Annotated in this window: 10 protein-coding genes; 4 read left to right on the top strand and 6 right to left on the bottom strand. The window is 70.7% G+C overall.

Going from position 1 to position 13,258, the window contains the following annotated elements; genetic code table 11:
• Nucleotides 1–13 precede the first annotated feature (13 nt).
• Nucleotides 14–889, bottom strand: a complete 876-nt coding sequence (locus AC068B_RS31960; RefSeq protein ID WP_478675020.1) for a LysR family transcriptional regulator — start codon at nucleotides 887–889, stop codon at nucleotides 14–16.
• Nucleotides 890–984: 95 nt separating this feature from the next.
• Here AC068B_RS31960 and AC068B_RS31955 point away from each other — a divergent pair, with 95 nt between their 5' ends.
• Genes AC068B_RS31955 through AC068B_RS31940 form a run of 4 tightly spaced genes read left to right on the top strand, consistent with a single transcriptional unit; the run spans nucleotide 985 to nucleotide 5,947 of the window.
• Nucleotides 985–1,692 carry a succinate dehydrogenase gene (locus tag AC068B_RS31955; RefSeq protein ID WP_356267357.1) on the top strand — a complete coding sequence of 236 codons (708 nt, stop codon included), beginning with the start codon at nucleotides 985–987 and terminating at the stop codon, nucleotides 1,690–1,692.
• Entirely contained in the window at nucleotides 1,693–3,642 is a 1,950-nt protein-coding gene (locus AC068B_RS31950; RefSeq protein ID WP_478675019.1) for a fumarate reductase/succinate dehydrogenase flavoprotein subunit, read from the top strand.
• Nucleotides 3,639–4,385: a succinate dehydrogenase/fumarate reductase iron-sulfur subunit gene (locus AC068B_RS31945; RefSeq protein WP_356267361.1), complete on the top strand. Its 747-nt coding sequence runs from the start codon at nucleotides 3,639–3,641 to the stop codon at nucleotides 4,383–4,385. The genes AC068B_RS31950 and AC068B_RS31945 overlap by 4 nt, the downstream gene beginning before the upstream one ends.
• 41 nt (nucleotides 4,386–4,426) lie before the next feature.
• The gene (locus AC068B_RS31940; protein ID WP_478675018.1) at nucleotides 4,427–5,947 is read left to right on the top strand and encodes an acyl-CoA synthetase; all 1,521 of its coding nucleotides are present in this window, start codon (nucleotides 4,427–4,429) and stop codon (nucleotides 5,945–5,947) included.
• 23 nt (nucleotides 5,948–5,970) lie between these two features.
• Here the strand turns inward: AC068B_RS31940 and AC068B_RS31935 are convergent, their stop codons facing one another.
• The 5 genes from AC068B_RS31935 to AC068B_RS31915 form a co-directional block, all read right to left on the bottom strand.
• Nucleotides 5,971–6,978 carry an ABC transporter permease gene (locus AC068B_RS31935; RefSeq protein ID WP_478675017.1) on the bottom strand — a complete coding sequence of 336 codons (1,008 nt, stop codon included), beginning with the start codon at nucleotides 6,976–6,978 and terminating at the stop codon, nucleotides 5,971–5,973.
• Nucleotides 6,975–8,570 carry a sugar ABC transporter ATP-binding protein gene (locus tag AC068B_RS31930; protein ID WP_478675016.1) on the bottom strand — a complete coding sequence of 532 codons (1,596 nt, stop codon included), beginning with the start codon at nucleotides 8,568–8,570 and terminating at the stop codon, nucleotides 6,975–6,977. The genes AC068B_RS31935 and AC068B_RS31930 overlap by 4 nt, the downstream gene beginning before the upstream one ends.
• Before the next feature lie 13 nt (nucleotides 8,571–8,583).
• Nucleotides 8,584–9,567 carry a substrate-binding domain-containing protein gene (locus AC068B_RS31925; RefSeq protein ID WP_478675015.1) on the bottom strand — a complete coding sequence of 328 codons (984 nt, stop codon included), beginning with the start codon at nucleotides 9,565–9,567 and terminating at the stop codon, nucleotides 8,584–8,586.
• Nucleotides 9,568–9,589: 22 nt separating this feature from the next.
• Nucleotides 9,590–10,606 (bottom strand): LacI family DNA-binding transcriptional regulator, encoded by a 1,017-nt coding sequence (locus AC068B_RS31920; RefSeq protein WP_478675014.1) that lies wholly within the window; start codon nucleotides 10,604–10,606, stop codon nucleotides 9,590–9,592.
• A gap of 171 nt (nucleotides 10,607–10,777) precedes the next feature.
• Nucleotides 10,778–13,141 (bottom strand): ATP-binding cassette domain-containing protein, encoded by a 2,364-nt coding sequence (locus AC068B_RS31915; protein ID WP_478675013.1) that lies wholly within the window; start codon nucleotides 13,139–13,141, stop codon nucleotides 10,778–10,780.
• Between the last annotated feature and the right edge of the window lie 117 nt (nucleotides 13,142–13,258).

Raw genomic sequence — 13,258 nt, 5'->3', positions numbered from 1 at the left:
CCCGACGGGGCCCTCAGCGTTCCAGCAGCATGCGCTGGAGTTCCCGCGCCGCCCGCGGCGGCGCCACGTCGCTGCGGTGGGCCAGGGCGATCGTGCGGTGCAGGCTCGGCTTGGCCAGGGGGGTCATGCGGAGGTCGGGGCCCGAGCGTTCCGCGACCATGCGGGGGACCACCGCCACGCCCAGGCCCGCGCGGACGAAGCCGAGCACCGCGTCCATCTCGCCGCCCTCCACCGCGAACTCGGGCTCGAACCCCGCGGCGCGGCAGGCGGAGACGGTGAGCTCCCGCAGGTCGTAGCCGTGGCGGAACATCACGAGGCGTTCGCCCTGGAGGTCCGCGATGCGCACCGTGTCCTTGAGGCTCCGCGCTTCGGGGGCCGAGACCACGACCAGGTCCTCGCGGAGCAGTTCGAGCGTCGTCAGGGCCGGTGACGGGGAGGGGAGGGGGAGGACCACCAGTGCCAGGTCGAGGGCGCCGCGTGCCAGTTCGCGTACGAGATCGTGGGAGCCGCCCTCCTCGATCAGGAGCTGGATCCCGGGGTGGCGGTCGTGGAAGGCGCGGAGCACGTCCGGCAGCAGGCCCGTGCACACGCTCGGTGTCGCGCCGAGCCGGATGCGGCCGCGCCGCAGCTGCGCCAGCTCCTGCACCTCGATCCGGGCGGTGTCCGCGTCGGCGAGGATGCGGCGCGCGAGGGGCAGCAGCGCCTCGCCCGCGTCGGTGAGCGTGATGTTGCCGCGCGCCCTGCTGAAGAGCTCGGCGCCCAGCTCCTTCTCCAGGGCCCGGATCTGCTGCGAGAGCGAGGGCTGGGAGACGTGGACCTCCTCCGCGGCCCGCGTGAAGTGCCGGGTCTCGGCGACCGCGACGAAATAGTGCAGCTGCTGGAATTGCATACCCGCACCTTACGGGGGCTTATAGGCTCAAGCTATGGAGATGAGCTGATCCATCTCTTGGACCGATCGGGACTTTCGGCCGTAGCGTCTCTGACATGGCTCTGGCAACGCGGACGGACAAACGGCCGTCCATGACCCGCACGCTCTGGGACTCCACCATCGGCAAGAAGACGGTGATGGCGGTCAGCGGCTTGATCATGCTGCTCTACCTGTTCCTGCACATGATCGGGAACCTGAAGATCTTCTTCGGCCCCGCGGAGATCAACGAGTACGCACACTGGCTCCGCACCCTCGGCGAGCCCTTCATGCACTACGAGTGGTCGCTCTGGCTGTTCCGCGTGGTGCTCGTGGTCGCCGTCGTCGCCCACGCCACGTCCGCGTACCAGCTGAGCCGCCGCGACATCAAGGCGCGCCCCACCCAGTACGTGCACAAGAAGCGGGAAGCGAGCTTCGCGACCCGCACCATGCGCTGGGGCGGCATCATCCTCGCGCTGTTCATCGTCTGGCACATCCTCGACCTGACGACCGGCACCGTGCACCCGGGCGAATACGAGCACCTGAAGCCGTACCAGAACGTCATCGACACCTTCTCCACCTGGTACAGCAACGTCATCTACATCGTCGCCGTGGTCGCCGTCGGATTCCACGTGCGGCACGGACTGTGGAGCGCCGCGCAGACCCTGGGCGTGGGCACCGCGACCCGCAACCGCGTCCTCAAGCCCCTCGCCAACGGGCTCGCGCTGGTGCTGACGGTCGGCTTCATCTCTGTCCCCGTAGGCGTCATGACCGGAGTGGTGAGCTGAATGAGCACCTTTGCTGAGTACGCGACCGGAGAGCCGGTCGTGGATGCCAAGGCCCCCACCGGTCCGATCGCCGAGCGCTGGGACACCCGCCGCTTCGAGGCGAAGCTGGTCAACCCGGCCAACCGCCGCAAGCAGACCGTGATCGTCGTCGGCACCGGCCTGGCGGGCGGCTCCGCCGGAGCCACCCTCGCCGAACAGGGCTACCACGTCGTGCAGTTCTGCTACCAGGACTCGCCGCGCCGCGCCCACTCGATCGCCGCACAGGGCGGCATCAACGCCGCGAAGAACTACCGCAACGATGGCGACTCCATCCACCGGCTGTTCTACGACACCGTCAAGGGCGGCGACTTCCGCGCCCGCGAGTCCAACGTCCACCGCCTCGCGCAGATCTCCGTCGAGATCATCGACCAGTGCGTCGCACAGGGCGTGCCCTTCGCCCGCGAGTACGGCGGACTCCTCGACACCCGCTCCTTCGGCGGCGTCCAGGTGTCCAGGACGTTCTACGCCCGCGGCCAGACCGGACAGCAACTGCTCCTCGGCGCCTACCAGGCGCTCAGTCGGCAGATCGCCGCGGGGAACGTGGAGATGCACCCGCGCACCGAGATGCTCGACGTGATCGTCGTCGACGGGCGGGCGCGCGGCATCGTCGCCCGTGACCTGGTCACCGGCAAGATCGACACGTACTTCGCGGACGCGGTGGTCCTCGCCTCCGGTGGCTACGGCAACGTCTTCTACCTGTCGACGAACGCCATGAACTCCAACGCCACCGCCGTCTGGCGCGCCCACCGGCGCGGCGCCTACTTCGCCAACCCCTGCTTCACCCAGATCCACCCCACCTGCATCCCGCGCACCGGCGACCACCAGTCCAAGCTGACGCTGATGAGCGAGTCGCTGCGCAACGACGGCCGCATCTGGGTGCCGAAGGCCAAGGGCGACGACCGCCCGCCGAACCAGATCCCCGAGGAGGAGCGCGACTACTACCTGGAGCGCATCTACCCCTCCTTCGGCAACCTCGTGCCCCGCGACATCGCCTCGCGCGCCGCCAAGAACGTCTGCGACGAGGGCAGGGGGGTGGGCCCCGGCGGACAGGGCGTCTACCTCGACTTCGCCGACGCCATCGCGCGCCTGGGCAAGAAGAGCGTCGAGGAGAAGTACGGCAACCTCTTCGACATGTACGAGCGGATCACCGCGGAGAACCCGTACGAGGTGCCGATGCGGATCTACCCCGCCGTGCACTACACGATGGGCGGCCTCTGGGTCGACTACGACCTGCAGACCACCGTCCCCGGCCTCTTCGCGGTCGGCGAGGCGAACTTCTCCGACCACGGCGCCAACCGGCTCGGCGCGAGCGCCCTCATGCAGGGCCTCGCCGACGGCTACTTCGTGCTGCCTTCCACCATCAACGACTACCTCGCGCGCAACCCGCACAAGGACGAGGTGAGCGACGGCCACCCCGTCGTCCAGGAGGTGCTCGCCGAGACAGAGGACCGGCTGAACCTCCTCCTGTCCGTGGACGGCGACCGCACCCCAGACTCCTTCCACCGCGAACTCGGCGAAGTGATGTGGGAGTTCTGCGGCATGGCGCGTACGGAGTCGGGCCTGCGCAAGGCCCTGGAGCGCATCCCGCAGATCCGCGAGGAGTTCTGGCGCCGCATCAAGGTGCCCGGCACCGGCGAGGAGTTCAACCAGTCCCTGGAGAAGGCCAACCGCATCGTCGACTACCTGGAGCTCGCCGAGCTCATGTGCCTCGACGCCCTGCACCGCGCCGAGTCCTGCGGCGGCCACTTCCGCGAGGAGTCCCAGACCCCGGACGGCGAGGCGGCCCGCGTCGACGAGGAGTTCTCGTACGCCGCCGCCTGGGAGTTCACCGACACCGGCGAGGCCCCCGTCCTCCACAGAGAAGACCTCGTCTTCGAGTACGTCCACCCCACTCAGCGGAGCTACGCATGAAGCTCACCCTGCGCGTCTGGCGCCAGAAGAACGCCGACGCCGACGGAGCGATGTCCACGTACGAAGTGGACGGGATCTCCTCCGACATGTCCTTCCTCGAAATGCTCGACACCCTCAACGAAGAGCTCATCGTCCAGGGCGACGACCCCGTCGCCTTCGACCACGACTGCCGCGAGGGCATCTGCGGAGCCTGCTCGCTCGTCATCAACGGCGACGCGCACGGGCCCGAGCGCACCACCACCTGCCAGCTCCACATGCGCTCCTTCAAGGACGGCGACACGATCGACATCGAGCCGTGGCGCGCCTCGGCCTTCCCGGTCGTCAAGGACCTGGTGGTGGACCGCTCGGCCTTCGACCGCATCATCCAGTCCGGCGGCTACATCAGCGCCCCCACCGGTGCGGCCCCCGAGGCGCACGCCGCTCCGGTGCCCAAGCCGGACGCCGACTCGGCCTTCGAGCACGCCGAGTGCATCGGCTGCGGCGCGTGCGTGGCGGCCTGCCCCAACGGGTCGGCGATGCTCTTCACCTCCGCCAAGGTCAACCACCTCAACGTCCTTCCGCAGGGCGCGCCCGAGCGGGAGACCCGGGTGCTCGACATGGTCGCGCAGATGGACGAGGAGGGCTTCGGCGGCTGCACGCTCACCGGCGAGTGCGCGACGGCCTGCCCCAAGGGGATTCCGCTGCCGTCCATCGCCGCCATGAACAAGGAGTGGCTGCGGGCCACCCGGAAGGTCAGCCGATAGGCGCGGTTCCGCGGGCCTGGAGGGGCGCGTAGCTTCGGAGCATGTATCCGGGAGCGTACGACCCCGCAAGGCCGGCCGTCGTCACCGCCGACGGCACACGGACCCTCAGCTACGGACAACTCGAAGAACGCTCCCTGCGGCTCGCGGATCATCTGCGGGCCGCAGGTCTGCGTCGGGGCGACCACCTCGCCCTGCTCTGCGACAACGACCCGCGCGCCCTGGAGGTCTACTGGGCAGCCATGCGCTCCGGGCTCTATCTCACCGCCGTCAACCACCACTTGAGCGCGGACGAGGCCGCCTACATCGTGCGCGACTGCGGGGCGGGCGCACTGATCGTCTCCGGCTCGCTGAGTGAACTGGGCCGGACGGTACGGGAGTTGGCGGGCGGGCCGCCGCTCGTGCTCGGACTCGACGACGGAACGTACGAGAAGGCCCTGGACGCCGCATCCGCCGTGCCGCCCGACCGGCAGCCGCTCGGCACCGACATGCTCTACTCCTCCGGCACCACCGGCCGCCCCAAGGGCGTCGAACCGCTGCTCCCCGAAGGGGACGTACGCGAACAGGCCACGACGTACACGGTCGTCTTCCAGACCATGTACGGCTTCGGCGAGGATACGGTCTACCTCTCTCCCGCGCCGATCTACCACGCGGCACCGCTGCGGTTCTGCGGTGTGGTGACCGCGCTCGGCGGCACCGTCGTCCTGATGACGGCCTTCGACGCCGAGGAAGCCCTCGCGGCCGTCCAGCGGCACAAGGTGACGCACAGTCAGTGGGTGCCGACCATGTTCGTCCGGATGCTGAAGCTGCCCGCCGAGGTGCGCGAGCGCTACGACCTGTCGTCGATGAAGACCGCCATACACGCCGCCGCGCCCTGCCCCGTCGAGGTCAAGCGCCGGATGATGGAGTGGTGGGGGCCCATCCTGTACGAGTACTACTCCTCGACGGAGGGCAACGGCATCACCTTCATCGCGCCCGACGAATGGCTGCGCAAGCCGGGATCGGTCGGCCGCGACGGGTTTCTGGGGACCCTGCGGATCTGCGACGAGGAGGGGCGCGTCCTGCCGCCCGGCGGGACCGGGACGATCTACTTCGAGCGCGAGGAACCGTCCTTCCGCTACCACGGCGACGAGACCCGCACCCGCGCGGCCCAGCACCCCGAGCACGCGAACTGGACGACCACCGGCGACATCGGGCACGTCGACGAGGACGGCTACCTCTTCCTCACCGACCGCAAGGCCTTCATGATCATCTCCGGTGGGGTGAACGTCTACCCGCAGGAGGCCGAGGACGTCCTCGTGCTGCACCCGGCCGTCGCCGACGTCGCGGTCGTCGGCGTCCCCGACGCCGAGATGGGGGAGGCGGTGAAGGCGGTCGTCCAGGTCGAGCGGGGCATCGAACCCGGCCCCGCACTGGAACGCGAGCTCATCGACTTCGTGCGCGAGCGCATCACGCACTACAAGGCGCCGCGCACCGTCGACTTCACCGACAGCCTGCCGCGCACGCCCACCGGCAAGCTCGCGAAGGCCCGGCTGCGCGACGCCTACCGGAGCGGGAGCGGGTGACCTGCGGGACACACCCCGGGTGATCAGCCGAGCCGTGCGGCCAGGCGGTCGCGGTAGTGGTCCACCACCACCGCGACCATGATCACCCCACCCGTGATCATCTGCCGCTGGAAGTCCGAGACCCCCATCAGCAGCAGCCCGTTGGTGAGTACCCCGAGCAGACAGGCGCCGAGCAGCGTCCCGATCATGGACCCCTTGCCGCCGGACAGCGAGGCCCCGCCGATCACGACCGCCGCGATGGCGCTCAACTCGTATCCGCCGCCGAGGATCGGCGACGCGATGTTCAGCCGCGCCATGTACGTGATCGCGGCGATGCCGACACAGAAACCCGCGATGACGAAGACGGCCACCTTCACCACCGACGTGCGGTGCCCGGACAGGCGCACCGCCTCCTCGTTGGAGCCGATCGCGAAGACCAGACGGCCGAACACCGTCCAGGTGAGCACCAGATGGCCGACGGCGACCATGGCGAGCGCGATCCAGAACAGCGCGGGGACGCCGAGCAGCGTCGAGGTCCCGAAGCGGCTGAAGCCCTGCGGGAAGTCGTACTGCGTCTTCGCGTCCGTGTAGTCGAGGGCGGCGCCCCGCGCGATGTTGAGCATCCCCAGCGTGACGATGAAGGACGGGACGCGCCAGCGCTCCGACACGAAGCCGTTGACCAGGCCGCACGCCATGCCGACGGCGACGGACACCAGGACCGCGAGCGTCACCGCGGCGCCCACCGAGAGGTCCTTGCGCGTGAGGACGTCGCCCGCCACCACCGCAGAGAGCGCCATCACCGAGCCGACCGACAGGTCGATGCCGCCGACCAGGATGACGAAGGTCAGGCCCACCGCCAGCATCGTGTTGAGCGTGATCTCGGTGGCGATGTTCGTGAAGTTGCCGGTGGTCGCGAACTTCGGCGCGGCCAGCGTGAAGACCGCCACGAGGGCGAGCAGCGCCACCCCGGTGCCCGCCTCACCCATCGCCTGCCGGGTGAGGGAGCCGACGGTGGACCGGTCCTCGACCGGGCGTGGGGGAGCGGAGGTCATGCGCGGGCGCCCTTCGTCGTGCCGGTCGTGTCAGCAGTGGCGGTCGAGTCAGCAGTGCCGGTCGAGTCAGCCGTGCCGTTCGTGTATCCGGAGTACGCCAGCTCCAGGATGTGCGAGCTGTCGAAGTCGGCGCGGTCCACCTCGCCCGCTATGCGGCCGCGCGAGAAGACGAGCAGCCGGTCGCAGATGCCCATCAGCTCCGGCAGGTCGGAGGAGACGACCAGGAGCGCCTTGCCGTCGGCGGCGAGGTCGACGAGCTGCTGGTGGATCTCGTAGCGCGCGCCCACGTCGATGCCGCGCGTCGGCTCGTCGACCATCAGGACATCGGCACCCGCGAGCAGCCACCGGCCGAGGACGACCTTCTGCTGATTGCCGCCCGACAGCGTACGAACCACCGTGCGCACCCCGGGAGTCCGCACCCGCAGCCGCTCGACCGTCCCGCGCGCGATGCGGTCCTCCGCGCCGCGCCGCAGGAGCCCCGCCCGCGACACCCGCCCGGTCGCGGTGAGCGTCACGTTCGCCGACAGGGGCAGGTCCAGGACAAGACCCTGCCCCTTGCGGTCCTCCGTGAGCAGGCTGATCCCGTGCCGCACGGCATCGCGCGGCCCACGGATCCGCACCGGCCGCCCCTTCACCAGGACCTGTCCGCCCGCCGCGCGGTCGGCACCGAACACCGCCCGCACGGCCTCCGTACGGCCGGAACCCACCAGGCCAGCCACCCCCACCACCTCACCGGCGCGCAGCGCGAACGAGACGGGCGCGCCCCCGCGCGGCGTCAGATCCCGCACCCGCAGCAACTCGGGTCCTGGCGTGCGCGGCGCGTACGGCGGGTACTCGCGCTCCATGTCACGGCCGACCATCAGCCGGATCACCTCGGCCGTGTCCGTCCCCGCCACGTCTTTGGTCACCACATGTCTGCCATTGCGGAACACCGTCATCCGGTCGGCGAGTTCGAAGATCTCCTCCAGGTGGTGGGAGATGTACAAGACCGCAGTGCCGCGCTCCGTGAGGGAGCGCAGGAGCGCGAAGAGCCGCCGTGTCTCCCGCGGGGTGAGTGTCGCCGTCGGCTCGTCCATCACCAGCACCCGGCACTCCTGGTGCAGCGTCCGCGCGATCTCCAGGAGCTGCATCTGCGCGATGCCGAGGCGTTCCACCTTGGTCCGCGGCCGCACGTCGAGGCCGACCTCGTCGAGCAGCTCCTGGGCCCCGCGGTGCAGGGCGCGCCGGTCCACGAAGCCGTGGCGGCGCGGCAGTCGGCGCAGGAACAGGTTCTCGGCGACCGACAGATGCGGGACCAGGTGGAACTCCTGGTGCACGACCTGCACCCCCGCCCGCATGGCCGCCGCCACGTCACCTGGCCGGTAGGGCAGGCCACCGAGCCGCAGCACACCGGAGTCCGGCCGCTGCGTCCCCGCGAGGATCTTCACCAGGGTCGACTTGCCCGCCCCGTTCTCACCGACCAGGGCGTGCACCTCGCCGGGGACCAGATCCAGCCGGACCCCGTCGAGGGCGACCACTCCGGGGAACGCCTTCGAGACGCCCGAGACCTCCAGAACGGGCCCGGCCTCCTGCGGGCGTGCGCTGCCGCTCATGTTCTGCCACCCGTCACCGCAGGTCGCCGGAGGTGACGACCTTCACGTCCGTCTTCACCCAGCCCGTCGGCTCGTCTCCCTCGATGGCCTTCATCGCCTGGTCGATGCCGTCGGCGGCCTGCTTCGCCGCGTACTGGTCGACCGTCGCGACGACCCGGCCCTTCTTCACGTACGGGCGGATGGCCTCGATGTTGTCGAACGACGCGATCTTCACGGACGCCTTCTTCGCGTCGATGGCCTTCAGGGCGCCCAGCGCCATCGAGTCGTTGGAGGCGAGCACCCCCTTGAGGGCCGGGTGCGCGGTGAGCATGTTGCCGAGGACGTTGTACGCCTCGTCGGTCTCCCAGTGCGCCGTCTTGGCGGAGACCACCTTCAGGCCGCCCGCCTCGGCCGCCGCCCGGAAACCTGCGGCGCGCTGGCGCGCGTTGTCGGCGCCCGGACTGCCTTCGAGCAGAGCCACCTGGGAGCCCTTGCCGAGCTCCTTGGCAAGGACCTCACCCGAGAGGCGGGCGCCCTGCTCGTTGTCGGGGCCGACGAAGGGGACCTTCATGCCGGACGCCTTCAAGGCGCCCGCGTCGAGCCTCACATCGATGTTGACGACCTTCAGGCCCTGCTTCTCCGCGCGCTTGAGGGGCGCCACCAGGGCACGGGAGTCGGCGGGCGCGATCACCAGGGCGTCGGCCTGGTCCGTGACGCAGCGGTTGATCGCCGCGACCTGCCCGTCGATGTCCGTCTCGTTCTGGATGCCGCTCGCCTTGAGGTCCAGGTCGCCGCGCTTCTTCGCATGCTCCTTCGCGCCCTTCTGCATGACCTGGAAGTACTCGTTGCCCATGGACTTCATCACCAGACACACGGTGGGGCGGCCGCCGTCGCCGGGCTTGTCGGCGGCGGAACCGTCGCCTTCCTGGCCGCAGGCGGTGAGGACGCCCGCGGCTCCGAGGACCCAGACCAGGGTGAGGACGGTGGTGCGCTGCTTCATCGCGTAACTGCCTTCCATGGGTGGGGGGATGGTCGGGCGTTCACGGCATGCCGCCCGCGGGGTCCGGGCAGCCGCACGAGCCGCGGGCGAGCAGCGTCACCGGCAGCACGTCACGGGTGGGCGCGAGGCCGGGGTCCCGGACCTGGGCCAGCAGCCGCCGCACCGCGGTGCGGCCGAGCTCCTCGAACGGCTGGCGCATCGTGGACAGCGCCGGAGTTGTGTACGCTGCGGCCGCGATGCCGTCGAACGCGACCAGCGCGAGGTCGTCGGGGACCCTGATGCCGAGTTCGCTCGCCGCACGTATCACCCCCGCCGCCTGGGTGTCGCAGGTGACGAAGAGGGCGTCGAGGCGTCGGTCCCTGGACAGCAGGGCGAGGCCCGAGCGGTAGCCCGCGAGACGGTCGAACGAGCCGTGCAGCAGTGGCGGGTCGCCCAGACCGGCCTCGGCCGTGGCCGCCCGCCAGCCCGCGACCCGGTCCACGGTCGGATGGATGCCCGCGGGCCCCGCGACGCACCCGATGCGCCGCCGCCCGTGGGCCAGCAGGTGCAAGGTGGCCTCGACGGCACCACCCCGGTTGTCGGCCAGGACGTGCGAGGCGGCCACGCCGTCCAGCTCGCGGTCGAGGACCAGCCGGGCCACGCCGGAGCGGGCCAGTTCGGCGCGCCAGGGCCGGTCGCCCTGCGAGGGGATCAGGACGAGTCCGTCGACCCGCCGGTCGAGGAACGTGCGCAGATAGCCCGCCTCGCGCCCGGCGTCGTCCACGCTGTTGCCCACGAGCAGGGTGTAGCCCGCCGCCCAGGCATGGTCCTCCAGGGCGCGGGCCAGCTCGGCGAAGAACGGGTTCGCCGCGTCCGGCACGACCAGGCCGAGCGTCATCGTCTGGCGCATGCGCAGCGACCTGGCGACCCCGTTGGGGCGGTAGTCGAGCGCCCGCACGGCCGCGAGGACGCGCTCCCTGGTGGCGGGCGCGACGGACCGCGGCCCGTTGTTCACCACATAGCTGACGACCGAGGGCGACGTGCCCGCGAGCCGGGCCACGTCCTGCCGTGTTGCCATGCCGGACCTGCCTCACATGAGTGGGCGATACGCAGGGGCAATTCGGGCGCGCAATGCGGATGTGCAGTGCGGACATGCAGTCGGGGTGTGCAATTCGCCTGGGCAATACGTGTTGGCAACTCGTGTTGCGTCAGGATCGGCCGAGCCCGCCGGTCGCCACAAGGCGGTGTTTCAGCCCCGTTCGGCCCCCGCGCCCCCCTCCCGCGCCCGTGCGAGGTACGGCGCGGTGCGACTGCCCTCCGCGCGTGCCACCTCACCAGGAGTGCCCGCCGCCACGACGCGCCCGCCCCGGTCGCCGCCGCCGGGCCCCAGATCGATCACCCAGTCCGCACCCGCGACCACTGCCATGTCGTGCTCGACGACGACCACCGAGTTGCCGCCGTCGACCAGTTCGTGCAGGCGGTGGGTGAGAACCTCGACGTCGGCGGGGTGCAGGCCGGTCGTCGGCTCGTCCAGGAGGTAGAGCGTGTGGCCGCGCCTGACCCGCTGCAACTCGCTGGCCAGTTTGATGCGTTGGGCCTCGCCGCCGGACAGTTCCGTGGCGGGCTGGCCGAGTCGCAGATAGCCGAGGCCGACGTCGAGGAGCGTGCGCAGGCTGCGTACGACGGGCGGGTTGTCGGCGAAGAAGTCCGCGGCGGCCTCGACGGTCAGGTCGAGCACCTCCGCGATGTTCCTTCCCTGGTACGTCACTTCGAGCGTCTCGGGGTTGTAGCGGGCGCCCGCACAGTCCGGGCACGGTGCGTAGGTGCTCGGCAGGAAGAGCAGCTCGACGCTGACGAAGCCCTCGCCCTGGCAGGTCTCGCAGCGCCCGCCCGCCACGTTGAAGGAGAAGCGGCCGACGCCGTAGCCGCGTTCCCGCGCCGTGTCCGTCGCCGCGAACACCTTGCGCACGACGTGGAAGAGCCCGGTGTAGGTGGCGAGGTTGGAGCGCGGGGTGCGCCCGATCGGCTTCTGGTCGACACAGACCAGCCGTTCGACTCCCGGCAGCTCCTCGGTGATCTCGCCGACGAGCGTGGACTTGCCCGAACCCGACACGCCCGTGACGGCCGTGAAGGCGCCGAGCGGGATCTCCGCCGTCACCCCGCGCAAGTTGTGCCGGGTCACCGGGCCGACCTTCAACCAGCTTTGGGCAGTGCGCACTTCGCGTACCGGTGTGGCTGCCCGGTCGAAGAGGAAGTGGCCCGTCGCCGACTCCTGCACGGCCTCAAGCTCTGCCACCGGACCGCTGTGCAGGACCCGCCCGCCGTGCTCGCCCGCCTGCGGCCCGACGTCGACGAGCCAGTCCGCGTGCCGCACGACGTCGAGGTGGTGCTCCACCACGAAGACCGAGTTGCCCGCCGCCTTGAGCCGGTCGAGGACCGTCAACAGGGCCTCCGTGTCCGCCGGATGGAGCCCTGCCGATGGCTCGTCGAGGACGTACACCACGCCGAAGAGCCCCGAGCGGAGCTGGGTCGCGAGGCGCAGGCGCTGCAGTTCGCCCGCCGACAGGGTGGGCGTGGCGCGGTCCGGGCTGAGGTAGCCGAGGCCGAGCTCGGTGACGGTCGCGATGCGGGCGAGCAGGTCCTCGGTCAGGACGCGCGCCGTCTCCGACGAGTCCGCCGCACCGGCCAGGGTGTCGGCGAGCTCCGACAGCGGCAGCGCGGCGAGCTCGGCGATCGTGCGGCCCGCGAACGTCACCGCCATCGCCTCCGGACGGAGCCTGCTCCCGCCGCACGCCGGGCAGGGCGCACTCGCCAGGAACCGCTCGGCCTTGGCGCGCAGCGTCTGGCTCTTGGAGTCCGAGAAGGTCTTCAGCACATAGCGCCGGGCGCTCATGTAAGTGCCCTGGTAGGGGCGGTGGATGCGGCCCGCCTCACGCACCGGGTGCACGGTCACGACCGGCTGCTCGTCCGTGAACAGGATCCAGTCGCGGTCCTCCTGCGGCAGCTCGCGCCACGGCCGGTCCACGTCGTACCCCAGGGTGTCCAGCACGTCGCGGAGGTTCTTGCCCTGCCACGCGCCGGGCCAGGCCGCGATGGCGCCCTCGCGGACGGACAGCGACGGGTCGGGGACGAGCAGCTCCTCGGTGGTGCGGTGGACGCGGCCCAGACCGTGGCACTCGGGGCAGGCACCGGCCGCCGTGTTCGACGAGAAGGCGTCCGAGTCGAGCCGCTCGGCGCCCTCCGGGTAGCGGCCCGCGCGGGAGAAGAGCATCCGCAGGGAGTTGGAGAGGGTGGTGACCGTGCCCACGGAGGAGCGGGAGGTCGGTGCCGAGCGGCGCTGCTGCAGCGAGACCGCGGGCGGCAGGCCGGTGATCTCGCCTACCTTCGGCGCACCCACCTGGTGGATGAGGCGCCGGGCGTAAGGGGCGACGGACTCGAAGTACCGCCGCTGCGCCTCGGCGTAGATCGTCCCGAACGCGAGCGAGGACTTGCCCGAGCCGGACACGCCCGTGAAGACGGCGAGGACATCGCGCGGAATGTCCACGTCGACGCCCTGGAGGTTGTGCTCCCTGGCACCTCGGACGCGTACGAACGGATCGTGAGGGCTGTGCATGGGCGGGGCTCCGTACGCGGCTCGGGGGCAAACTCCCCGATTCTAGGCCGCCTGCTCATGCCCCTGCCAATCGGCATTCCGGCGGTAGTGTTTTCGTACGCGAACCAAACGGTCCAC

It is taken from the genome of Streptomyces sp. NPDC042371, assembly GCF_056437465.1.
Note: the sequence above shows the minus strand (reverse complement) of the source record. Positions and strands in the feature narration are given on the sequence as shown.